This window comes from Sphingobacterium sp. CZ-2, from assembly GCF_004526235.1.
In the GTDB taxonomy this organism is placed as follows: domain Bacteria; phylum Bacteroidota; class Bacteroidia; order Sphingobacteriales; family Sphingobacteriaceae; genus Sphingobacterium; species Sphingobacterium tenebrionis.
In genome coordinates this window covers 1,255,404-1,280,406 of the sequence record NZ_CP038159.1, presented here as the reverse complement: position 1 = coordinate 1,280,406, position 25,003 = coordinate 1,255,404, and the positions used below count along the sequence as shown (strand labels likewise).

Below are 25,003 nucleotides of genomic sequence, written 5' to 3'. Positions count from 1 at the left end.
TTCATGCTGGAGTTTAATCCGAAACGAGTTCAGGGACAGGTTCGTAATTTTGAGAGATGCATGGCGTCTTACTCGTTTAATGAACCGTTCTCCCGATATCTGACACAATTCTATAAAAGTAATAAACAGATGGGTTCATCCGATAGGCGGATGAATTCCAGGTATTGCTATCATTTTTTCCGTTTAGGAAAGGCCTTGTCGACATTAAGTCTGCAGGAGCGATTGGTGGTTGCCGAGTTTTTATGTGAAAGCGAAAGTGCTGCTGTTGCGTTGTTTCAACCGGATTGGATTTCCAGGATTTCGGATGATCTTCCTAGTAAGATTGCATTTATCAGCAGTATCTATGGGGATTTCCTAGGAGATGTATTTCCGTTTTTGGAAGATCTTTCTCCGGCGATCAATAAAGAAGAATTTATAACTTCCCATTTTGTTCAACCTGATCTTTACATCCGTCTACAAAAGGGCAAAGAAGATGTGGTTAAAAAGGAACTGGATCGTCAGGGAGTGCAATACCAGATTATTGCACCTCAGACCTTGGCATTGGCCAATGGGACCAATCTACAGCAGTTCAGGAAAATTGATGGGGCCTATGAGGTTCAGGATCTATCTTCCCAACAGACTTTAGATGGGGTAGAAATTATGCCTAAAAGCTCCTGGTGGGATTGTTGTGCAGCATCTGGGGGCAAATCCCTTTTGCTATTGGATAAAGAACCTGATATCAAATTAATGGTTTCGGATATCCGTTTGAGTATTCTTCGGAATCTGGATGAGCGCTTTGAAAGGGCGGGGGTGAAGACCTATTTCCGTAAAAAGATCTTGGATCTGAGTACGCCGGTAGAAAACCTGATGTCCGGAGAAGCCTTTGATGGGATTCTTTTGGATGCGCCATGCTCTGGTTCTGGAACCTGGGGAAGAACGCCTGAAATGCTTTCCAAAATTGAAAAGTCGGATATTGATGCTTATGCTGATTTGCAGAAGAATATTGCGAGTAATGTGATCCCTTATCTGAAAGTGGGTAAACCGCTGATTTATATTACCTGTTCGGTGTATGCACAGGAGAATGAGGAAGTGGTGAATCAGGTGGCTGCCGAGTTTGGGTTGGAGGTGGAAGAAATGCGGACCATTGCAGGGTATAATAAAAAAGCGGACTCCATGTTCGTTGCCCGCTTGAAAAAGTCTTCTTGATTAAATTCTTTATAATGCTGATTGCATTCCTTTTTTTGGTTAATCACAATTTAAGGGATTGACCAAACTATTAATCACAGTTCAATGGAATAACCAAAACTGGGACTGTTGCTTTACGAATCAAGGCCTCAGATACCGATCCGGAAAGGAAATGATCAAATCCTGTTCGGCCATTGTTGCCTACGATAATGAGATCGGCAGTCCATTCTTTTGCCACACTAAGGATTTCATCCCTGATATCTCCCACACGGTTAAATGTAAATGTTTCTTTTGCGTCCAGGAATTCATCTGCCACTCTATTCAGGTAGTCTTGGGATGCCTGTTGTTGGATCTCTGAAACTTCAGGAACAATGATGGGTTGCTGACCTAAAAGTGGATCTACACCATAAGCAGTCGGGGAGGTAGGCGGAACTACGGTAACCAATGCCAAGGATGGTTGGATATTGGTGACGATCTGTTTGGTATAGTCGATAGCCCGTTGAGAACATGGTGTCTCATCGATAGCTAATAATATGCGGGAGAATTTTAATGATGCCATTTTTTTTTAGTATTTAGTAATTAGTATTTAGTAGTTAGACTGTAGGGTCTATAATCTAGTGTCTATTATCTATAATCTAGTGTCTATTATCTATAATCTTTAATGCTATAAACTAATGTACGAAAAAAAAACGTGGTTTACTTGGGAAAAAAAAACGTCATTGCGAGGAACGAAGCAATCTTTCGATAGGTGTAAAGATTGCTTCGTTCCTCGCAATGACGGTAAAATCCTCGCAATGAGGGTGTGTTCCTCGCAATGACGATTTAAAACTTTATCAATTAATCGTTAAAACGACTTAAACATTGAATCTGAAGTGCATAATATCACCATCCTCAACGACATACGTCTTTCCTTCAACAGCCAGTTTTCCGGCTTCTTTAACCGCTGCTTCCGATCCATAATTCACGAAATCTGCGTACTTGATCACCTCCGCACGTATAAACCCTTTTTCAAAATCCGTATGAATCACACCAGCTGCCTGCGGTGCAGTAAATCCTCTTTCAATCGTCCAAGCACGTACTTCCTGCACACCTGCCGTAAAATAAGTCGCCAAGTCCAACAACGAATAAGCCGCACGGATCAATTTATAAACACCAGATTCTTCCAAACCAAGATCTTCCAAGAACATCTTACGCTCTTCATAATCTTCTAACTGCGCAATCTCCGATTCAATCTGTGCTGAAATGATCAATACCTCCGCATTTTCATCCTTCACAGCCTCTTTAACACGCTCCACATACGCATTTCCTGTATTCACAGAAGCTTCATCCACATTACATACATAAAGCACCGGCTTGATGGTCAACAAGGTAAGATCCTCAATAAACTCAAAGTCCTCAACCGAAATAGGAGCAGTACGGGCTGATTTTCCAGCTTCCAAATGTTCCTTCACAACAGAAAGGATCTCAAAAGTGCGTTTAGCATCCTTATCTCCACCTGTCTTCGCCATCTTCTCTACCTTTTGGATGCGTTTAACCACTGTATCCAAATCTTTCAGTTGCAATTCGGTATCAATGATCTCCTTATCACGGATTGGATCTACCGAACCATCCACATGGATCACATTTCCATCATCAAAACAACGTAAAACATGGATGATCGCATTGGTCGTACGGATATTTCCCAGGAATTGGTTTCCTAGACCTTCACCTTTGGAAGCCCCCTTAACCAAACCAGCGATATCAACAATCTCAATGTTGTTCGGAACAATACGTTGAGGATTTACCAATTCTGCTAATTTGTTCAAACGCTCATCCGGAACAGTGATCACACCCACGTTCGGTTCAATCGTACAGAACGGAAAGTTAGCTGCCTGCGCTTTCGCATTGGATAAACAGTTAAATAAGGTTGACTTGCCCACATTCGGTAGGCCTACGATACCACATTGTAATGCCATAAGTAATTTATGTTAAAATTGCGACAAAGATAAGAAAATGAAGCCACAATTTAGAAGGTCATTTTTCTATTCCCTAAAGCAGGCTTCCATCAAAATTTTACAAAATTTAACATTTTACCGATTAATCCTTGGCGGTCATTTCAAAGTCATAGAATCAAAATAAGGCAGACCAAAAGGTCTTTAATAGAAGATAGATCAAGAGGTCTTTAATGATAAGGAGGATATTATGAAAAAATTATTTTACGCAGCATTATTTCTTGGAGCTTTCGTTTTTGCTAATCCAGCAAATGCCCAAATCAATGTAAGCTTCAATATTGGCGTACAACCTAATTGGGGTCCGGTTGGATACGATTATGCCAGGTATTATTATATCCCCGAAATTGATGTCTATTACGATGTGTCGAACAGGTATTACCATTATTACGACGGTAGACGCTGGGCAAGACAAAGATCTTTGCCGGGACGTTATGGACATGTAGATCTGTACCGCACTTACAAAGTGGTGATCAATGATTCCAATCCTTGGCGGAACCACCGTTCGTACTACGATCGTTATCATAGATACTCCAGGAATTATTCCCAGGTAAACCTTAGGGATGGCCGTGGAAATAATAAATATTATAAAGACCGCGAAAAGCATTACCGTAAAATGGAAAAAGAACGTAATAAATACCATAAGAAAATGGATAAACATTACAGAAAACATAGAGGGAGAGATTAGTGTGTAAGTTTAATTGTAGGAAAGCCGCTTCTTAACGTAAGTTCTGAGGCGGTTTTTCTTTTCCATGTAGCCGAAAAACCACTTTTAAAAGGCTTGGATTTTCCTGCTTTTGGTTATATCGGATAATTCGTACTTTTGTGAAAATTTAAACGTATTCATTGGCTATGTTGAAGAAGTATTTTGTTGGTATAGTCGCCATTTCTGTTTTTACAACCCTTTTTTCCTGTCATAATATTATTGGCTCCACCAAGGATGACCTTCAGGATTCCGTATTAATAGAAAATGAAGAGGAAGAGCTGGTTGCCAAAAAGGATACGGTAAAACTTATGGATATCCTGGATTCCTTAAACCGGGGTAAAATCACTTTCCCAGCATTGGATTCCATCAATAAGATTGATCCTAAAGTTGCCAAACGTCGATTCAGGGATAGTATTTACAACGAATTGAATAAAAAAGAAAAACATATCTACCTGACTTTTGATGATGGACCTTTGATCGGTTCTCGAGCTATTGATTCCATCGCCACCTTCAAACATGCCAAAGTGAATGCATTTGTGGTCGGGAGACATGCCAACATGAGCAAACGCCTCAAGAATGACCTTCAACGGTATAAAGACAACCCGTTGGTGGAAGTCTATAACCACAGCTATACGCATGCTGCAAACCGTTTTCATGCCTTTTATTCCAACCCGGATATGGCTTATGCTGATTTTGCCAAGTGTGAAACTGATCTGGGTTTGACCCATAAGATCGTGCGCATGCCGGGAAGAAACATCTGGTTGTTCGATGATACCAGAAGAATCGACCTCGCATCAGGCGGTCAGACAGCTGATCTATTGGGCATCAATGGATTTAAGATCTACGGTTGGGATGTGGAATGGAAGATCAATGGGCTTTCAGGAAATCCTGTTCAGTCCGTGAATGAGATCTATACGCGTATAAAAAATATGTTGGGCAATAAATCAACTTTAAAACCCAATAATGTGGTGTTGCTGATGCATGATGATATGTTCCAAAATGTGAAAGGACAGCATTTGCTAACCAGTTTGATCGATAGTTTGAAACAACATAAAGACTATAAGTTTGAATTTATGAGCAATTACCCGGTAAAATACTAGGTTTTTAGCCCCTTGTTTAAACTTTTGTGGTCAATTTAGGTTTAATGAGATATGACCATCAAACAACTGTTCAAAAAAATTCTTCCGTTTGCCAAACCGTATAAAAACCTCATTTTTTATACTCTTTTATTAACGGTGGTAGGGTCATTCGCCGCACAGGTAAATGCCTTTATCCTTAAATATACTGTCGATACCATCAGCGAGCTATTGGTGAATAAAACCCCGCTCCGACAGGGCTTGTCCTTGCTAGGCGTGATTTCAGCCATCCTTTTAGGAAAGGAAATCATCTATTCCATTGTGCAGTTCGGTCAGAAGTTCTATGGAGAGAAATTGCGAATCATGATTGCCCGTGACTTTTCCCAAGCCATTGTCAATAAGATCCTGACCTATAAAATGGCCTTCTATACCTCGAGCATCAATGAATCCGGAAAACTACAGACCCGTATTGATGCCGGTATCAGTTCCCTAACCAGATTGGTCCAAAACTTTTTCATCGATATCATGCCCCTGTTCGCCAATGCGATTGTCGCTTTGGTCTGTATGTTCTTGGCCAATTTCTATGTGGGTTTAGTAGGACTTTTTATCATTCCCATCTATTTCTATGTTTCCCAAATGCAGGCAAACCGCCTTTCGGGATTTCGGAGGAACATGCGGAAATACCGGGAGAACAAAAGTAACCAGATCATCAACCTGATCGATTCCATTACCGTTATCAAATCTTTCGTCAGGGAAGATATCGAAGCGGAAAGGCATAAAGAGATCCAATATGAAATGACGGAGAACCAGATGGCGACCCGCAAGACCAGTTTCCTTTTTGATAGCATCAAAGGATTTGTCGAGCAGATCGGGGTGGTTATCGTGATTATCCTAACGGCCTATTTTGTATTGAACGAGCAGATGTCCATCGGGGCTATCATGTTCCATATCATGTTATTCAACAACGTTTCAGCACCGATCAGGCAGTTGCATAGGATCTATGATGAGGTCAATGATGCCTTGATCTATTCGGAGAGCTTCTTCGAAATCCTGGAAGATGAAGGTCAAAAGGAACCATCTGGAAATTATAAACCTGCCCATATCCGCGGGCTGATCGAGATCAAGGATGTCACATTCTCTTACCCGAATGGCCATCAGGCATTGACCGATGTCAACATGACCATCCAACCGAACCAGAATACGGCTTTGGTGGGATTATCTGGTGCAGGAAAGAGTACCATCATCAATCTTTTGGATAAATTCTATGAGCCTTCCTCCGGACAGATTCTGTTGGATGGGGTCGATCTTAAAGAATATGACACCGATTTTTTAAGGGAAAATGTAGGGTTGGTTTTGCAACGAAACCACATCTTCAAGGGCAGTATAGAAGACAATATTCGCTATGGAAAAACGGAAGCCAGCTTTGAAGAGGTTCAGGAAGCTGCAAAAAAAGCCTATATCCATCAGCAGATCCTGGAATTACCAAACGGATACGATTCAGAAGCACATCTGTTATCAGGTGGGCAGCAGCAGCGGATCGCCATCGCCCGAATGTTCCTGAAAAATCCACCAATCATCTTTTTGGATGAACCTACGGCTAACCTGGATGCCATTGCCACCGAGCAGATCAAGAACAGCTTGGATGCGATCAAGGTCGGTCGAACCGTGATCATTGTTTCCCATAGTATTTCGCAGATCATTGATTCTGAGCATATCATTGTGATGGAAAAGGGTAGGGTTGTGGAAGATGGAACGCATGAAGAACTGTTCGATCAACATGGAACCTACCATCAGATTTTCAGTGCGATGGCCAATAGCTTGAACATCCACAAGATCACCGAGTCCATGAAAGAAGATTAGCATTATATTTTCCAGTCCAAAATCAATTTTAGGCGTGTTTTTTGTGTAACAACAAAAAGATCGTTAGACGGAAAGTTATATGCTATACCCACTATTAAAATCCTTTGTTAAGTTTGGATTGAACTGGTATGTCACAGAATGGCAAATCAAGAACCTGGAATTCGTCGACCAGAAGAATCCTGCGTTGATTGTATCCAATCATCCCAATTCCTTTTTTGATGCCTTGGTGATTGCTGTACACTCACCAGCAGAAATCCTTTTTCTTGCACGTGGGGATGCCTTTAAAAAACCGATCGCCAATTGGGCATTGCGGACCTTCTTTATGCTGCCCATCTACAAAAGGAACGACGATGAGCAAGCCGATATCATGAATGCTTTTACCATGGATGAATGTGTGAAGGAACTGAGTAAGGGCAACAAGATCCTGATCTTTCCGGAAGGCGTATCCCGAAATCAATTGACCTTACAGCCCTTTATGTTCAAAGGCATGACCATGTTGATCGAAAGGGCAATCCAGCGGGATATTCCCTTACAGATTCAGCCTTACGCCTTGGGTTATAGTTCCTTTGATGAAGTACCTAAAGCGGTGTCCATCGAAGGCATGTCGCCGATCGACTCCACCAATTACCTTTCCGGACCTAACCAGGTGGAAACCGAGAGAATCATGATGGATCTTCGGGAGAAGTTGGAATTTAACCTGACAGGCGAATTTCTGACGCTCAGCCAGACAAGACAACAAAAAGTATGGATGAAAATCCCTGCCCAGATTGGGTATTATACCCATAATTGGTTCTACCAATTGGTGAAAAAACAGATCAAGAAAAAGACGGAAGGCAGCATATTTTATGATTCCCTTCTATTTGGGGTATTGCTGTTCGGATATCCGATTCTGATTTTCCTATTGAGCATCATCCTGGGAAATATATTCAATTTCACCACAGGATTCCTGTTCTTTATCCTGATGCCGGTATTTTCTTATTGCTGGGTGAATTACAGCCCCATAAAAAAGCAAGAATATGTTCCGGAAGGAAGAGGGAATGCCCTTAGGAAATAGCTTTAAGAAATAACCTTTTGAAATTTCCTTAAGAAATAGCCTTTTTACCCGGTCTTAATTTTTGCATCAGTCTCTTGCCGAATTTAAAAGCCAAATACAGCAGGATTAGCACGATGATAATCGCAAGTACAGGCAGGAAAACGGCGAAAATACTCATGATGGTCGAGAAGATAGTCTCTACAGTAGAGATCAAGGGATTGGCGATTCCCGCGGTTGTTCCAGTAGATGCAGCACGTGTACCGGCCAGTGCCGAACTGATAGTGGCTGCTGTTCCACCGCCAGCAATAATGGCCAATGCCCATTGTGTCCAAGCATTCAATTCCGTAAACTGGGATGCCACCAAAAGCGAACCGGCTACTGTGGCCAATGGTACTGAAATACTGTCCAACGCGTTATCGACATAAGGGATATAATAGGCAAGAATTTCGATCAAAGTGGCGATTCCAGTGGCAATCACAGCAGGTAGACCTCCGATCCAAGCATAGGCATCATTCACAGGAATCCAGCCCATGAAAGTTCCCAGACTAATGAAAAAGATAGGTAGAAATATCCGAAAGCCAGTTGCAGCGGCCAACCCAACACCAACAAATAGCGATAATATATAGGGAATGTATTCGGTCATAAGAGGATTTTTGATTTTCTACATCAAAAATCCATCCAATTATCCTTTTAAATTAACCTTCCAGTTCCATGATCTCTTCCGCCAGATTCTCCCAATCAGCTTGAAGTTTATCAAAGCTTGCTTTCTCGGAATTATAACGACGGGTATGATCTTGCAATTTAACAGCATCGCTGTAAATTTCTTCTTTCGCCAGTTCCACCTCCAAATCCTTCACCAAGATTTCCTGTTGCGCAATCTTTTCCTCTAAAGCAGCCAATTCCTTGTTCTTTTTCTGCAGTAATCGCTTGTTATCTTCCGTTGGTGCGGCCTTAACTTTCTTCGGTTCCTCTTTCACTTTCTTTACCGCAGGTTCTTCCGCTTTCACGACCCGCTTAGCAGACCAAGCCTCATATTCCTGATAGGTTCCTGGATATTCCTTGATCTTTTTATCCTCGATATACCAGATTTTATTCGCAACATTTTCCAGGAAATAACGGTCGTGGGAAACCACAATGAATGTTCCTTCGTATTGTTGCAACGCTTGGATCAGGATGTTTACCGAAGCCATATCCAAGTGGTTGGTCGGCTCATCCAGCACCAAGAAATTCGCATCTGCGGTTAGGGCTTTTGCCAAGGCCACCCTGGATTTTTCACCTCCAGAAAGCACCTTGATCTTCTTGAAAACATCATCGCCCGTAAATAAGAAACAGCCTAAAATGGAACGCAATTCCGTTTCGGTATGTTTTGGTGCAAAGGCCACCAGTTCTTGCAGGATGCTGTTTTCCAAGTGCAGGGCCTCTAATTGATGCTGCGCAAAGAAGGTCTGCGAAACATTGTGCCCCTTGGTGGATGTACCTTCATAATCGTTGTCGGCATCGGCTACAATCCGTAATAGGGTGGATTTACCTTTACCATTCGCACCGATCAAAGCAATCTTGTCGCCTTTTTCGATCAGCGCATCGGTATTCTTTAAAATCTCCAGGTTAGGGTATGATTTGGAAATGTTTTCCATGGTCACGACATGCCTGCCTGAAGGTTTGGAAAACTTAAAGCTGAAGTTTACTTCTGGGTTGTCATCATCCACCTCGTCCACCTTTTCCATCCGATCCAAGGCTTTGATCCGCGATTGGACCATTTTCGCCTTACTGGCCTTTGAACGGAAACGCTCGATCAAACGCTCTTCCTGCTTGATCTTGGCCTGTTGGTTTTTGAATTGATTACTCTGAATCTCTTCCCGCAGGGATTTCTCCTCCAGGTAGAACGTGTAATTCCCCGCATAGATGGTCAGTTTTCCTTTTCGGGATTCCACGGTTTTATTGATGATCCTATCCAAGAAATAACGGTCATGGGATACAATAACGATTGCCCCCTCGAAAGCCTGCAGGTAAGTTTCCAGCCATTTGATGGACGGAAGGTCCAAGTGGTTGGTAGGCTCATCCAGTAGGAGGATATCAGGAGTCTGCAATAAGATCCGGGCAAGCATCACGCGCATCCGCCAACCTCCAGAAAAGGTAGCTAATGGACGTTTTTGTTCCTCTTCTGAAAATCCCAGACCGGCGAGGATCTCATGGGCGCGAAATTCAATGCTATACCCATCCAAAGCCTCAAATTCCATCTGTTTATCGCTCAATTTGTTGAGGATATCATCGGAATAATCGGTCTCTAGTTTTAGCAATAACTTTTCGATTTCGGTATGCAGCTGGTTCTGGCGCTCGAAAGCTTCCATGGCAACATGCAGAATGCTCTTATCCGAATGGTAGGACAATAGATCCTGGTTCAGATAACCGATCTTCAGGTCCTTGGCCATGGAAATGCTACCACTGGTCGGCGCATAATCGCCCACGATGAGTTTCAGCAAGGTTGATTTTCCAGCCCCATTGGCTCCGATTAAACCCGCTTTGTCTCCAGGTTTGATGTGCCAATTTGCTTCATCATACAATGCACGTGCTCCAATTTCGAATGTTAAGTTATTTATAGATATCATTTCGGATGCAAAAGTAATGAATATTTCTCCATCTTTGGCTACATTTGCAGGTATGTATAAGCTCGTAAAACCATTTTTCTTTTCAATGAACCCGGAGAAGGCGCATCATACGGTGACCGGAGGGCTTCATGTATTCAATAAAATCTGGGGATCTAAGGCCTTGTTGAAATCGCTTTACAGCGTGGAAGATCCGCGATTGGAGACCAAGGTATTCGGATTGACCTTCAAGAACCCGGTGGGTTTAGCTGCAGGATTCGATAAGAATGCGGAGTATATTGAGGACATGGCGAAGTTGGGATTTGGTTTTATTGAGATCGGTACGGTTACTCCAAAGCCACAGCCGGGAAATGATAAACCACGGATGTTTCGATTGGTTAACGATTCGGCCTTGATCAATAGGATGGGTTTCAATAATCAGGGAGCAGATGTGGCGGCGGAACGATTGAAACATCTGAAGGATCGGAATGGGCTTATCATTGGGGGGAATATCGGAAAGAATAAGGTGACGCCTAATGAAGAGGCGGTCAATGATTATATCTATTGTTTCCATGCGCTGTATGAGCATGTGGATTATTTTGTGGTGAATGTGAGTTCGCCAAATACGCCTGGATTACGGGATTTGCAAGAGAAAGAGCCATTGAAGCATATTCTGAACACCTTGCAGCAATTGAATCTGGAGAAGGCTTCGCAGAAACCGATTTTGTTGAAGATTGCACCGGATTTAACGGATTCGCAGCTGGATGATATTGTGGAGATTGTGATGGATACGAAGATTGCGGGAGTGATTGCTACGAATACGACGATTTCCAGGGAAGGGTTAAGGAGTGATGCGGAATTGGTCAAAGAGGCTGGGGGAGTGAGTGGTGCGCCATTGACGAAACGTTCTACGGAGGTGATTAGGTATTTGTCGGAGAAATCTGGGAAGGCTTTCCCGATTATTGGGGTAGGTGGTATCCATTCAGCGCAGGATGCGTTGGATAAGTTGGATGCTGGAGCGAGTTTGGTTCAGGTGTATACCGGGTTTATTTATGAGGGCCCGGGATTGGTAGGGGATATTTGTAAAGGGATTTTGAAGAGACGGGGGTAGGGATTGCGTCATTGCGAGGAGGTACGACGAAGCAATCCATCGTCATTGCGACTATATCGTCATTGCGAGGTACGAAGCAATCTTTACACTAATCGAAAGATTGCTTCGTGCCTCGCAATGACGCAAAAAACATCCTCATTGACGCCTAATAAAACCAAAAAAGCCGGAGAACTCCGGCTTTTTCATTATTAATTGTTAGTGTAAAAGACTTTATTGTTTTTCCAGGATATACTTATCCTTCAATGGTCCCTCAATAGGCTTCCCATCCTGATCCAAAGAAAACAACCTGTTTTCTCCGACCCTCAACTTCATGTTCACTTCCTTACCCATCAGGTGCACCACACTTCCATTGTCATGCCACATAAACTTCCCGGTATCTTCCACCTTGGTATCTCTTTCCTGATAAACACCCGTATAACTAAACGTCTCATCATTATTCAAAACAATGGTCGTCTCTATTCCCGGACAATCCGCACAAGGAACAACCCCTTTATAGGTTCCATTCCAATCCAAGGAATTCTGCGAATTGTGCGCATGATCTGCATGAGCAGTGGCTGTCGTATCCGGAGATACCAATTCCGAAGTGTCCTTCGTTTCAAATTGCTTTTTATTATTGGAGGTACAAGCGCTAAAAGAAATCAACGCAATGGCCCCCATTGCCAAAAATGTGTTTCTCATACTTTTATTAAAAGTTTACCTAATTTACTAAAATTCTTCGATTAAGATGTAATATATAGGAGTTTGTTACATAATTTTTCTTATAATATAATGAAAAAGCTACATTGTGTTCAATTTGCGCCCATTAAATTATTTATTAGTTCAAAATTGTAAAATAATCGATATTTCCTGTTTTATTATTCAATTGTAACAAAGGAAATCCAAACCTATACTTACTAAAAAAATCATGATTAATTAACAATTTCCACACGTTAGAGGTAGTGAATGAAGTAAATAAACTTATAAATCAGCTTGTATAAGAAAAACAGGTTAAATCTTTATTAATTTCTTCGGATCAAAGGCATGGTTCAATGGGCCATTTCCCTTTCCGATCTCCAGGTCTACCGCTGTAGCAATTGCCCTGTGCGTATAAACAATCCCTTTTTCACAAGCCGTTTCCAAATCTTCGCCTAGTGCCAAATAACTAGCTATGGCCGATGAAAGTGTGCAACCTGTCCCATGCGTATTCCGACTTTCTATCCTTTCCGTTTCAAAAATCTTCACATCCTTATCCTTTTGTACCAACATACTACTAAGCACATCCGAATCCAGATGCCCCCCCTTCAATAGCACTGCTTTAGCACCCAAATCCAAGGCCGCAGAGGAAATACTTTCCATGTCGGCCAACTCCTTAACCGTTTCTCCCAACAAATAGGATATTTCGGGAAGGTTCGGGGTCAACAGGTCCACTAAAGGAAAAATATCCTGCTTTACACGCATCAAACAATCTTCCTCCATAAGCCTATGCCCACTACTGCTGATCATCACCGGGTCCATCACCACTTTACCCTGATAATCCTGCAAAAATTCCGCTAAGAAAGCAACATCATCCGCCTGATACAACATCCCGATTTTTATCACATCCGGATAACAATCTTCAACTATCGAAATAAGCTGTTGTTGGAAAATAGCAGAGGGTAAGGCGAAGACCGATTTAACACCTAGGCTATTCTGGATGGGTAAAGCCGAAAGGACATTAACAGCATAACAGCCCAATGAACCGATGGTTTTATTGTCGGCCTGAATGCCGGCACCTGCAGACCCATCAAAGCCTGCAATGCTCAACACGATAGGAACCCGAAAGCTGGTCTTTTCCTTCATGCTTCCAAAGATATTCTGGTCTTCTCCTTCATGCTCCCAAAGATATTAAACTTTCATCAACTCTTTTAGCCTTAACACCGTATCGCGATCCTTTTGCCGCTCACTTTCCGATAGGATATCCCAAGGGATCATAGAGGGATGAAGTTTCAACTGATCATCCCGCACTTCGCCAAAATCCCATCCCTGGATATAGCGATGTGCCATCCAACGGTTATGTTCGATCATGGCCAAAGTTTCCAGCTCATCCCCTTCAAAATCCAATCTGGATGGATCTGGATCAACCAAAGGTTTACCTGTCAGCAAAAATTTATAGATGATATGATCAGCCTGCGTCCTGGAGGCATCCTTCGCATCTTCCGATAAGGTCAGCCAATCCGAAGTATAACTTGCACTCTCCGACTCGGTGCCAGCCAATAATTTCCTGTAATCATCATGGATGGCCTGTGCCAATCGATCCTGTTTTTCGCCGGTAATAAATTCGATATGACAGGTCTCCTCCATATTTCCAAAAAACTGAATCCGCTTCAGTTCCTCTTCCTGCGCAATCAATGACCTTAGGCCATCACCCTCGGTATTCAGACAGAAAATAGGGAAGTCCTGACCTTTGGTCCGATCCAACATTTCCAATGCCAGGTTGAGGTTGGTCTGATCATCCGCATCGGCATGGATAACCAAACTCCGATTCCCTTGTTCCAATAATCCCGATTCCTGGAAGACGTTATTGAACGATCCCTGGAACGGAACAAATGAATAATCAAAAATATGATGCGCCTTAGGGAACTGTTCTTCAAAAATGAGCTGCTCTGCTGCTGTATTGTTCGAAAAGACCAAAATCCTAAAATCTTGTTGGGGATCGAAGTGCAAGATCCGGAAGGCCTGAATCATCAAAGCCTTGGCATAATCAGAATAACCGATAAAAACCAATTGCTTCAAGGTGTTCAACTCCAGCTGTTGTTCCCGAACCAAATGAGGAATTCGATTGAAAAATGAACGAGCGACCATCTTATGGATATTGAAAAAATGAAGCTCCATATTACTGCGTTCAAACCGGAGGCCGGCATTCTTCAACAGATCCACCAACCGCGGGTTCCGAAGGTGGATGTAGCATTTCAACAACTGATCCGAAGGTTTCTTCTTCAAGATTTCCTGCACCTTTTGAACGATTTCGATGACCGTCTGTTCGTTTTCCAGAAAAACGATCAATCGGGAAGCTCTACGGATGCCCGCCTCCAATAAGGTCAGCTCATCTTCCGCATTCCCATTGATGAGCAGATGTCCTTCCTTTTTGATGCTGCTGCTATTTACATGTTCCAATTCCTTTTCGATCGCGATTGCCTTTTCCTGTTTGTCTTTCTTCACGCTATGCAATAACTGTTTTCCCTTTTTCGAAATCCCCACCGAAATGGTATGCCTGTTTTTTAAAGAAGCCTTCAATAAATTCAGCTGTTCCGAAAAGACCTTTTGGATAATCTTGTATGCCCCAAACAATAGGATGAAAATACTGCCGATCTTGACTAGGATCAACTCCCAGGGAACATGATCTGGTTCCAAGGAACTTGCCGAGGGATCCCCACCAAAAACGATCTTGATGATGCGGTAGATGCGGTCCGGTATATACCGAAGCACATTACTCTCCGGAAAATACTTCGCCAATCCTATCCAGGACAAAATGATCATGGCTATGATAAATAAAATGCCTAGGAGGCCTTTCTGTCTGCGGGTTAACTTCATGCGTCGTTATCTTTTTTTCGCTGCTATTTGTTCAGGTTCTGTTTTGCTTCGTTCAACAGGTTTTCCACTTCGGTCTTCAAGCCTTTATCCTTGATTTTTGCTAATTGGATTTCCGTGACGGCCAACAATCTTTTTCCAAGGTATTTCTGTTCCGGATGCTTTGAAAAATGTGCCGCCAGCATGGCTCGGGATAGGGGATGATGGTTATAGGCCACCCCTAAGATCTGCAGGTTCGCATCGTTCTTGATGGGGTAGTTCTTTCGAAGCACATCCAAGATATTATTGTTGGAGTTTGGCGAAACTGTCCGTGTATAAGGATCCTCGAAATACCAAGTGTTGAAATCGGCTTTATTGCCAACATAAGGAAGGATAGAGCCGGTTTCTTCATCGTATTTCTTCCCATAGAACAATTCCAAATCATTCGCCAGTTTATCCTTGTTGATATCGACCAATCCAGGGATTTCCCAGATATTAATGCTATTGCCTTCCATCAGGCTGGTCCAGGTCATGATCTTCTTGTCGCCTGGCATGATGTACATTCTATCAAAACGTTGGTTGATAAAGGGCATGGTCAAAATATTGCCCGTTTTGGCATCTATGACTTTTACAACATAGTTCAGGTTGTCCGTGTCATCCTGAATGATGATACGTTGGTCATCTTCGGTGAAATGGAAATTCGTGGAAGTTTTGCTGACCCGGATGTTCTGGCCAAAGGATTTCTTTTTATCCAGATCCCATAACCGCATATGATTGGCATCTTCCGAAATGGCCATGACATTACCTTTGTTATTAAACGTGATAAATGGGAATTCAATCGTTTTCAATTTAAGGATGGGTTGGAAGTTTTGGGTTTCCAACACCTGGGTATTACCATTTCCTTCCACCAGAACCAAATGTTTTCCTGCGGGATTGAACTTCCCAGAACTTAAATTTTCCTTACCTTCCTTAAGCACCTTTTTGCTGGCAATATCGATTACTCTCCATTTCCCAGGTTCTACGATAATCGCTTTGCTAAAATCTGATGAAACCGAAAAACCAACTAAAGGCTTACTCTCTTCATAGGTTAATAATTGTTTTCCGGTAGCTACATCCCAAGCAGCGAAACTGTTTTGCGAAGTTCGGGTCAACACCTGACTTTGATCGGCATTGAATAGATAAAGTTTGGCCTGGGTTGCAAAAGGTGTTCCTTTCTGTTTACCGGTTGCTGCATCAAATATGTAGGTCTTTCCGCTGGAACCCTTTACCAAAATATGTTTTGATTTATAAAGGACCATCATGGTTTCCATTACTTCCGGTATCCGGATAAACCCTTCGGTCTTTTCCTGGGTGTCCAAGTTTATCTTATCGATCTGCTTTTTGTTTTTATAGGAGATCAAGGCTTCATTTTCTAACAGCCCAGGAATGAAAATCTTCATGTCCTTTGGCCCAAACAGTTGGGCAAGGTTCAACGGCAATGCCTTTACATTTTCAATAAAAGTCTGTTTATTATTGCTGACCAAAGTTTGGGTCCAATCAGGAGAAGTAAAATCCAGATTAGATGGGTCATTTTCGATGATCTTATTCAATTTGGAAAGGTAGAATAGGTTTTCCGGTAGGGGGCTGCTTTTCAATACCCTACCGGAGTTGGGATCCAATCGGCTTATGGAATTTCCACTCCCTGCAAAAAGCTCTTTGTTTACAAAACCAGCATATTGATAACCTGCGCCATTGATAGGCCTTAAACTAGCCCAGGAAGCCCCAGTGCTGAAATTATAGGCATATAATCCATCCAGGTTATTGACCAAAATCTGGTTCCCGTCGTCTGAAAAGGTTGCTTTTGCAATACTGGAATTTAAGGGCTTTTCGGTCAGCTCATTGGCATTCCCAGCTTGGATATCAAAGAATTTAACCGTTGTTAAATCACTGTTTAGAGTATGGCTTAACACAAAGTTTTTAGAATTGCTGGAGAAATAAGCACTGTTGGCACCATACTGTGGCATATTCCATATTAATTGTTCCGACTTGGTTTCTGTATCCAATAAATAGAATGCCGTTTTAACAATAAAAATAACGTATTTGCCATTTGGCGAAACCGCTAAATTATAAACAAAACTAGAATCCTGATTCGCTCGGAGTAATTCCTCCTTATCCTTTTCGATATCATAGCGAACAATATTGTTCCGATCTTTTGCTGTAACATAGACCCGTTGCTGCGCATCGAACAAAGGATATCGGATTTGATTGATATAAATGCTATCCACCTGTTTATGGAACTTTCTATTTACGGCATCCCAAACCTGTAGTACATTTTTGAACCCGCCTACATTGGCAAATCCAACGAGCCATTTACCATTCGGGCTGAATCGCAGATTCCCATAGTTCATATTGGGCATCAGGGTCAGATCCTCTTGTACGGCCAGCATGGAATTGGCAAATAATTTGGCGCTTTCATCCCCACGGCGGGTTGCTTCAGCAATATATGCGGCTCCATCGCCATATTCGCTTTCGGTCAATTTATTGATGCCAGAGGTATAAAGTGATTTCGCCAGATTCCTTAAGGCAGAATTTCGCTGGTTCCAGGCAAATATCCCAGCAATGATAGCCATGATGGCCAAGGCCGAGATCGCTGTAGCAATGCGTTTGATGTTGCGGTTCTTTTGCTTCATCTTCTCCATCTGATAGGCCTGGTCGCGCTTGGTCAATTCGCCCAATGGAACCCCTAAAATGCCGGAGATGATCTTCAACAAGGCCAAATCCAACCGCTTTTTGTATTCCTCCACTTCCGCTTTGATCTGCTGTTGGGGAACATTATTATCGTGCAGTTGCCTTCTTAGCGCCTCGGCGGAGGTAAAACCTTCTTCTTGGCTGTGGGGGATGCGAACATCCGCTGCCAACACCTCTTCCGGTTTTGTTTCATCCACTTTCCCATCGGCATCCACATGGAATCTCAATTCTGGCGGGAAACATTGGGCATCGGTCTGAACCTCTCCGTATTCGGGTTCTCCACTGATGATCAATGCCATAACCTGTTTGGATTTTCCCGTTTGCTTGAAATAGCGGATCTCATCCCTTACATACGTGGATTTCGCCGAGCGGGGTGAGCTGAGGTAGATCAGAAATTCGGAATTGTCCAGGGCAGAGGTCAAGGAATTGCTCAAACTGGAACTTGCTGAAAGTTCCTTTTCATCCTGAAAAACAGGGTAGATCTGCCGCGGAATTTCCTGTCCGGCCTTATTTTTCTTACCGATGAGATCCTCCGGGATTTCATAGGTCTCTAAAGCATGATGTAGCCAGTCTGCCCATTTGCGCCCTTCCCCCTGATTGTTTGCATGACTGTAGCTAATAAATGCTTTATATCTCTTTTCGTTTTCTTGGTTCTCCATAATTAGCTCCTTTCTCTAACACAAAAATTAATCCACAAAGTTTTTGTAACTTCTTAATAGGCTTGAATTGTTTTTATCCCGAATTTGCTACCTTTAAAAACCTTTTTTAAAACATACGATTAAACATAAACAGCAGACAGAATTAAAATATTGATCGTATTATATGCATAACAAACATTCAAAGATGTACTGGGCATTGGCAATCTCCTTGCTTTTTGCTGGTCCATCCATGGCGACTACATTTTCAGAACCTATAGCCCAACATATCCAACAGCAGGATAGCGTGTCGGTTGTTTCCATCAGTAAGATAAACCCAACAACGGTAGAGCTATTATTATCCAATAAGCAGCGTATTGCTTTGGATTTTTATGGGAACAACATCTTTCGGATCTTTCAGGACAACCATGGCGGAATCCTTCGCGATCCGCAGGCAAAACCTGAAGCCCAGATCCTGGTCGATAATCCTAGGAAATCCGTGAACCAACTCCAAGTATCATCTGATGCCAACGTAGCGAGCATCGAAACAGCAGAACTGAAGATTGAGGTCGATAAAAAAACAACCACCTTTAAAGTTTATAATAAAAAGAACAATCAATTGGTCTTGGAATCCCTTGCCGCTTTCGCTTTCGATAAGAAGCAGGTGGTCTTGAAATTCAAGGAAAACCCGGATGAATATTTTTATGGGGGTGGGGTGCAGAACGGCAGGTTCTCCCATAAAGGAAAGACCATTCTGATCGAAAACACCAACAGCTGGACAGATGGGGGAGTTGCTTCGCCAACACCTTTCTATTGGTCAACCAAAGGCTATGGCTTTATGTGGTACACCTTCAAAAAGGGAAAATACGACTTCGGGAACAAAGAGAAAGCCGTTGTCAACCTATCCCATGAAACCAATTACCTGGATGCGTTCATTACGGTGAGTGATTCACCGATCGGTTTATTGAACGATTTCTATCAATTGACTGGCCATCCGGTTTTGATTCCAAAGTTTGGATTCTACCAAGGCCATCTGAATGCGTATAACCGCGATTTTTGGAAGGAAGATGAAAAAGGGATTCTTTTTGAAGATGGTAAACGGTATAAGGAGAGTTCCAAGAATGAGGGCGGAACGAAAGAGTCCTTGAATGGAGAAAAGAACAATTATCAATTTTCTGCGCGAGCGGTGATTGATCGCTATAAGAACCATGATATGCCATTGGGTTGGGTACTTCCGAACGATGGTTATGGAGCGGGTTATGGGCAGACCGAAACCTTGGATGGTAATATCCAAAACCTGAAAGAATTTGGGGATTATGCACGTCAGCATGGGGTGGAGATCGGTCTTTGGACCCAATCGGATCTACATCCAAAGGATTCCATTGGAGCCTTATTGCAGCGTGATATCGTGAAAGAGGTGCGTGATGCCGGTGTTCGCGTCCTGAAAACGGATGTGGCCTGGGTTGGAGCTGGATATTCCTTCGGATTGAATGGTGTGGCCGATGTGGGGCATATCATGCCTTATTATGGCAATGATGCCCGACCATTTATCATCTCCTTGGATGGCTGGGCCGGAACCCAACGTTATGCCGGAATCTGGTCCGGTGACCAGACTGGCGGGGTGTGGGAATACATCCGTTTCCATATTCCAACCTATATTGGTTCCGGTTTATCCGGACAGCCGAATATTACTTCGGATATGGATGGTATCTTCGGCGGGAAAAATAAAACCGTCAATACCCGCGACTTCCAATGGAAAACCTTTACCCCAATGGAATTGAATATGGACGGTTGGGGATCCAATGAGAAATATCCGCATGCCTTGGGCGAACCGGTAGCTTCCATCAATAGGCATTACCTGAAATGGAAATCGGAACTTATGCCTTATGCTTATAGTATTGCCAAAGAAGCTTTGGACGGAAAACCCATGATCCGCGCCATGTTCCTGGATTATCCTAATCCATATACCTTAGGAACATCTACCCAATATCAATTCCTTTACGGACCAAATATTTTGGTGGCTCCGATCTATCAGGAGACCAAGGCAGATACCTTGGGGAATGACATCCGGAACGGGATTTACCTGCCGGAAGGGGAATGGGTGGATTATTTCTCTGGTGAAACGTTTGCAGGGAATCGTATTGTGAACAATTACCAGGCACCGATCTGGAAATTGCCTGTTTTTGTGAAGCGTGGCGCCATTATTCCATTGACCAATCCGAACAATAATGTCAAGGAGATCAAGAAAGATCATCGGATCTATGAAGTCTATCCATTCGGCAAAACCATCTTCAACGAGTACGATGATGATGGGGCAACGCAGGCATATCTGTATGGACAAGGGGTGACCACCTGTATCGATTCGGAGCTGGATGATAAGGGCAAGGCCAAGATCACTGTACACCCGACGGTTGGTGAATATCCGGATTTTGTTGCAGAGAGATCGACGGAATTTAGGGTAAATGCTACGGCTAAACCGAAAAGAGTTTTGGCTTTTATTGGCAAAAAAAGGGTGAAATTAACGGAAGTGAACAACTTGGAGGATTTCAGTAGCGGTACGAATGTTTATTTTTATGAGGAGCGTCCGAATCTGAATCAATTTGCGACCAAAGGAAGTGAATTTGAAAAAGTGGCCATCATCAAGAATCCATTGATCCATGTGAAAGTGGAGAAGGTGAATACGCAAGAGGAGGCAGTTTCTACGGAGATCCAAGGGTATGTTTTTCAACCTATGAATACCTTCCTGAAATCTACCGGTGCTGTTGCGGCACCTGCCCGTGTGCAGGTCAGCGAGGCAAATACCAAAGCTTATACGCTGAGCCCAACCTGGGATTTGGTGAATAACGCAGATTATTACGAGATCAGTTTTCAGGATATGTTGTATTCACATATTCAGGACAGTACCTTGTTGTTTGATGGGCTGAAAGCGGAAACGGATTATCAATTTAAGATCCGTTCGGTGAATAAGGATGGGGTTTCGGATTGGAAGGATTTCCAAAAGAAAACCAAAGCGAATCCATTGCAATTTGCGATTACTGGTATTACGGCGAGTACTTCTGTGCCTAACCAGGGGTCAGAAGGGGTGAACAGGTTGTTCGATTTTGATGAGGGGAACATGTGGCATACTAAGTGGGGTCAGAAAGCGGTTCCATTTGATATGATCATTGATCTGAACTCCTTTAATCAATTGGATAAGTTCCATTATTTGCCGAGATCTGGCCGTGGAAATGGAATTCTGTTGAAAGGAAAGGTGTATTACAGTTCGGATAAGAAGAATTGGACGGAAGCAGGGGATATCAACTGGGAAAACAATGATAGCGAAAAGCAGTTTGTGTTCTCGGAAAAACCGAATGCAAGGTTTATCAAATTGGCAATCAGCGATGCGGTTGGCGGATTTGGATCGGGTAGGGAATTGTATGTGTTCAAAGTTCCTGGAACAGAGAGTTACCGTCCGGGGGATATTAATAATGACCGTTTGATCGATCGGAATGATTTGACTTCTTATCTTAACTATACAGGTTTGAGACAAGGTGATGCGGATTTTGAAGGTTATGTGAGCAATGGGGATATCAATAAGAATGGCTTGATCGATGCTTATGATATTTCGAATGTGGCAACGCGTTTGGATGGGGGAGTAGAGATTAATTCGGAAGAGAAATTAGGTGGTTCTATTAGTATCAGTACGGATAAAGTGAATTATGCGAAGGATGAAATCGTGGAGATCCATGTGAAAGGGAATAAGCTTGTTGGGGTTAATGCGTTGAGCTTTGCACTCCCTTATAGTTCGCAGGATTATGAGTATGTGGGGATTGAGAATATGCTAGTGAAGCAGATGGATAATATGACGAATGATCGATTGCATACGAATGGTCAGAAGGCGTTATATCCGACTTTTGTGAATGTAGGAAATCAGGAGACGCTGAAGGTTGATTCAGGGGATATTTTTGTTATTAAGTTGAAAGCCAAACGAGCTTTGAAATTTAATTTGAAGATGCTGGATGGGATATTGGTGGATAAGGGCTTGGATGCGGTGAGGTTTTAGCCATACGTCATTGCGAGGAACGAAGCAATCTTTGAACTAATCGAAAGATTGCTTCGTCGTACCTCCTCGCAATGACGAAAACTCCTCGCAATGACGGGAAATTTTTTAAAAAGTATACCCTAAACTCAAATGCGGAAAATAAGGCATAAAGAAACCTTTACCAAACGTCGGAGTAAAACCTGCGCGGAAATTAAATCCGCCATCTACCGGCTGAAGGCGATATCCGAAAGTCAAATTCCCCACCATACTGGATCTATTTCCTTCAATAAATAACAATTCATTGTTCGGATCATTCTGCTCATCCCAGGAAACATTATAATAAGTAGCACCTACGCCCATCTCAAAGTAATGTTTGTTCTTACCCAATAGGTAATTTAATCCTACAGGCAATGTAAATACACCTTCATCGTCAATATTTAAATAACTGACCCCAATACGGCCACCAAAACCATTACGTGTGTTCTGAAAACGCGTGTCGTAGTTTACGGAATAGGTAATCCCAGGTCCTAAAACCTCAAAATAGATGGTCTGTGCTCTTGGACCCTCTTCATGGGTATTTGGATTTTGTGCAAATGCCATACTGCTCAAACATAGGGCAGCTAAGGCTAAGGTAATTGATTTTAGTTTCATAACGTACGATTAATAGATGGTACAATGTTAATAAAAAAATAGATATATAAGGTTATTTTATTTCCTTTAAGCGATATTTTGTTTAACTTGTTGTTTAAACAATCAGCCTATCAACTATACAAACGTATATTATCAAAAAAATGAGACAGTCACCAACCACCAAGGTTAATTTCACTCTAAAAACACGGTTAAAGCAACCATAAAGCATGTTTTTGTATATAAAACATAGTAAAAACATACTTTCACATTACTTTCAGTATGGTTTCACTTCGAAGCCAACCCAAAAAATAAGGGGCCATCCGTATCGGACAGCCCCTTTGTTTTTAGTTTTGAATGATATTAATCAGCTAATGGTAGATATTGTCGATCAGCCAATTTTAAATCATTAATTAGCTAAAATAAATTGTACTTCTGCTTGGAACTTCACCTCGTCACTTACCATCACACCACCAGTTTCCAAAGCCGCATTCCAAGTCAAACCGAAATCATTTCTGTTGATCTTTCCGGTTACAGTATAACCTGCTTTTTGGTTGCCCCAAGGATCTTGGCTTGTACCACCAAATTCCACATCAAATGTTACAGATTTTGTATTTCCTTTAATGGTCAAATCACCAGTCAATTTATACTCTTCTTCATCTTCTTTCACGATTTTCGTGGAAACGAACGTGATCGAAGGATGGGAAGCAGCACCGAAGAAATCTTCACTTTTTAAGTGTTGATCGCGTTGTTCGTTGTTGGTGCTTACGGAATCAGTTTTGATGTCTACCGAAATTTTTGCGTTTTCAAGCCCTTCACCATCATTTTCAACGGTAATGTCGAAATTGGTGAACTGACCTTTAACGGTAGAGATCATCATGTGTCTTACTTTAAATTCAATTTCACTGTGTGCTGGGTCTAAGTTCCAAGTTGCCATAATATTTTCTTTTTTAAATGATATAAATACTTTTCTTTTGATTTTGTTTGTTGCAACAAAGATAGGGCAGGAAAAAAAGCTGCACATTGATGTATGTTAAGAAATCTCTTTTTTCCGTAAAAGCTTTTCATAGAGCTTTTCCGAAGCCTTGTGTTTGGCCATGCGTATGGTCAGCAGGTAGATGAGGATGGATGCGAAGATAAAGAAAAGGGCGGCTAGGATGGTAAAACTGCTCAGTACCTGATAGAAAACAGAGCTGCGCAGATCGATATAGGAAATGGGCAGGAATAATATCGCTTGGTTTGGGTTTTTTGAATTGACCAAGCAGCTATAGGATTTCTCGACCAACATTTTTTCCGCAATCAGCAGTGTCTCCTGTTTCTTTTGGCTGGTACTCCGCTTGTCCCAGAAAGGGAAATATCGTTTTAAGGTATATTGTTGGATATGGTTATATTCTTTTCCATTGGTCCTGCTCTGAAAACAAATCTCCACAAAAGCATGACCATTGCTTTTGAAGCCTCTAAAATGATGGGGTTCCAGGTCTAGGATTTCCACTTCTTTCTTTTTCCAGCTAGGATGTGACCATTTGAATTCCTGAATCTTGAGGTAAGGGGAGATGCTTATCGTGAGCAAAAAGAGTAGGTAGACAAATACAAAGGTGCTGAACAGCTTGATATAGATCAGTTTGGAGAAAGTGAATCGGAGATTGTTTCGGATAAATATGATGACTATACTGATTGGGAGGCAATATAAGGCGTAGCGAAACGGGAAGATATATCCCACAATAACCAACACGAACAACATCATGATGGTTTTACCCACATTGTCGCTTATTTTATCTCTTTTACGTTTAAATTCCAAAATTACGGTTACTAATTTTCAGCAAAGATAAAGGCTGTCTAAAATTATCATAGAAAAATAAAAAAATAATTTATAAAAAATTCTTTTGGGTGTTAATTTACCTGTTGGAAGTTAAAAATGATGCACTCTTTGCTATGATATGACTAATGT

General features: G+C 42.2%; 18 protein-coding genes. 7 read left to right on the top strand and 11 right to left on the bottom strand.

Annotation, left to right across the window (positions count from 1 at the left end; translation table 11 throughout):
* Positions 1 to 3: 3 nt before the first annotated feature.
* Entirely contained in the window at positions 4 to 1,185 is a 1,182-nt protein-coding gene (locus tag E3D81_RS05825; RefSeq protein WP_134776779.1) for an RsmB/NOP family class I SAM-dependent RNA methyltransferase, read from the top strand.
* Between the two features lie 70 nt (positions 1,186 to 1,255).
* On the opposite strand, the gene E3D81_RS05820 is transcribed toward E3D81_RS05825, so the two are convergent.
* Positions 1,256 to 1,723: a universal stress protein gene (locus E3D81_RS05820; protein WP_099367378.1), complete on the bottom strand. Its 468-nt coding sequence runs from the start codon at positions 1,721 to 1,723 to the stop codon at positions 1,256 to 1,258.
* A gap of 295 nt (positions 1,724 to 2,018) precedes the next feature.
* Positions 2,019 to 3,119 (bottom strand): redox-regulated ATPase YchF, encoded by a 1,101-nt coding sequence (ychF, locus tag E3D81_RS05815; RefSeq protein ID WP_134776778.1) that lies wholly within the window; start codon positions 3,117 to 3,119, stop codon positions 2,019 to 2,021.
* A 226-nt stretch (positions 3,120 to 3,345) separates the two neighbouring features.
* Between ychF and E3D81_RS05810 the strand changes: the two genes are divergently transcribed.
* From E3D81_RS05810 to E3D81_RS05795, 4 genes are all read left to right on the top strand, one after another.
* Positions 3,346 to 3,840, top strand: coding sequence for a hypothetical protein (locus E3D81_RS05810; protein ID WP_134776777.1), 495 nt, complete (start codon positions 3,346 to 3,348; stop codon positions 3,838 to 3,840).
* A 164-nt stretch (positions 3,841 to 4,004) separates the two neighbouring features.
* A complete protein-coding gene (locus tag E3D81_RS05805) occupies positions 4,005 to 4,958 on the top strand; it encodes a polysaccharide deacetylase family protein (protein ID WP_245153293.1) in 954 nt (317 codons plus the stop codon).
* Positions 4,959 to 5,009: 51 nt separating this feature from the next.
* Positions 5,010 to 6,794 (top strand): ABC transporter ATP-binding protein, encoded by a 1,785-nt coding sequence (locus tag E3D81_RS05800; RefSeq protein ID WP_134776776.1) that lies wholly within the window; start codon positions 5,010 to 5,012, stop codon positions 6,792 to 6,794.
* Between the two features lie 79 nt (positions 6,795 to 6,873).
* Positions 6,874 to 7,848, top strand: a complete 975-nt coding sequence (locus E3D81_RS05795; protein ID WP_134776775.1) for a 1-acyl-sn-glycerol-3-phosphate acyltransferase — start codon at positions 6,874 to 6,876, stop codon at positions 7,846 to 7,848.
* Positions 7,849 to 7,876: 28 nt separating this feature from the next.
* Here E3D81_RS05795 and E3D81_RS05790 read toward each other — a convergent pair whose 3' ends face one another.
* Together E3D81_RS05790 and E3D81_RS05785 are read right to left on the bottom strand one after the other, a co-directional pair.
* Entirely contained in the window at positions 7,877 to 8,470 is a 594-nt protein-coding gene (locus E3D81_RS05790; RefSeq protein ID WP_134776774.1) for a DUF4126 domain-containing protein, read from the bottom strand.
* A gap of 52 nt (positions 8,471 to 8,522) precedes the next feature.
* Positions 8,523 to 10,433, bottom strand: a complete 1,911-nt coding sequence (locus tag E3D81_RS05785; RefSeq protein WP_134776773.1) for an ABC-F family ATP-binding cassette domain-containing protein — start codon at positions 10,431 to 10,433, stop codon at positions 8,523 to 8,525.
* Positions 10,434 to 10,485: 52 nt separating this feature from the next.
* Here E3D81_RS05785 and E3D81_RS05780 point away from each other — a divergent pair, with 52 nt between their 5' ends.
* A complete protein-coding gene (locus tag E3D81_RS05780) occupies positions 10,486 to 11,520 on the top strand; it encodes a quinone-dependent dihydroorotate dehydrogenase (RefSeq protein WP_134778390.1) in 1,035 nt (344 codons plus the stop codon).
* A gap of 210 nt (positions 11,521 to 11,730) precedes the next feature.
* Here the strand turns inward: E3D81_RS05780 and E3D81_RS05775 are convergent, their stop codons facing one another.
* The 4 genes from E3D81_RS05775 to E3D81_RS05760 all read right to left on the bottom strand — a co-directional run bounded on the left by E3D81_RS05775 (position 11,731) and on the right by E3D81_RS05760 (position 18,431).
* Positions 11,731 to 12,198, bottom strand: coding sequence for a copper resistance protein NlpE (locus E3D81_RS05775; RefSeq protein WP_134776772.1), 468 nt, complete (start codon positions 12,196 to 12,198; stop codon positions 11,731 to 11,733).
* A gap of 309 nt (positions 12,199 to 12,507) precedes the next feature.
* Positions 12,508 to 13,338: a bifunctional hydroxymethylpyrimidine kinase/phosphomethylpyrimidine kinase gene (gene thiD / locus E3D81_RS05770; RefSeq protein ID WP_134776771.1), complete on the bottom strand. Its 831-nt coding sequence runs from the start codon at positions 13,336 to 13,338 to the stop codon at positions 12,508 to 12,510.
* 45 nt (positions 13,339 to 13,383) lie between these two features.
* Complete coding sequence (locus E3D81_RS05765) at positions 13,384 to 15,015, bottom strand: RyR domain-containing protein (protein WP_167554243.1); 1,632 nt, start codon at positions 15,013 to 15,015, stop codon at positions 13,384 to 13,386.
* A gap of 77 nt (positions 15,016 to 15,092) precedes the next feature.
* Positions 15,093 to 18,431, bottom strand: coding sequence for a toll/interleukin-1 receptor domain-containing protein (locus E3D81_RS05760; RefSeq protein WP_134776769.1), 3,339 nt, complete (start codon positions 18,429 to 18,431; stop codon positions 15,093 to 15,095).
* Between the two features lie 163 nt (positions 18,432 to 18,594).
* Here E3D81_RS05760 and E3D81_RS05755 point away from each other — a divergent pair, with 163 nt between their 5' ends.
* On the top strand, positions 18,595 to 22,449 hold the full coding sequence (locus tag E3D81_RS05755) for a TIM-barrel domain-containing protein (RefSeq protein WP_134776768.1): 3,855 nt from the start codon (positions 18,595 to 18,597) through the stop codon (positions 22,447 to 22,449).
* Positions 22,450 to 22,554: 105 nt separating this feature from the next.
* Here E3D81_RS05755 and E3D81_RS05750 read toward each other — a convergent pair whose 3' ends face one another.
* The 3 genes from E3D81_RS05750 to E3D81_RS05740 form a co-directional block, all read right to left on the bottom strand.
* Positions 22,555 to 23,079 carry a hypothetical protein gene (locus E3D81_RS05750; protein WP_099367670.1) on the bottom strand — a complete coding sequence of 175 codons (525 nt, stop codon included), beginning with the start codon at positions 23,077 to 23,079 and terminating at the stop codon, positions 22,555 to 22,557.
* A 385-nt stretch (positions 23,080 to 23,464) separates the two neighbouring features.
* Positions 23,465 to 23,992, bottom strand: coding sequence for a YceI family protein (locus tag E3D81_RS05745; RefSeq protein WP_099367669.1), 528 nt, complete (start codon positions 23,990 to 23,992; stop codon positions 23,465 to 23,467).
* Between the two features lie 96 nt (positions 23,993 to 24,088).
* Positions 24,089 to 24,853, bottom strand: a complete 765-nt coding sequence (locus tag E3D81_RS05740; protein WP_099367668.1) for a hypothetical protein — start codon at positions 24,851 to 24,853, stop codon at positions 24,089 to 24,091.
* Positions 24,854 to 25,003: the final 150 nt, after the last annotated feature.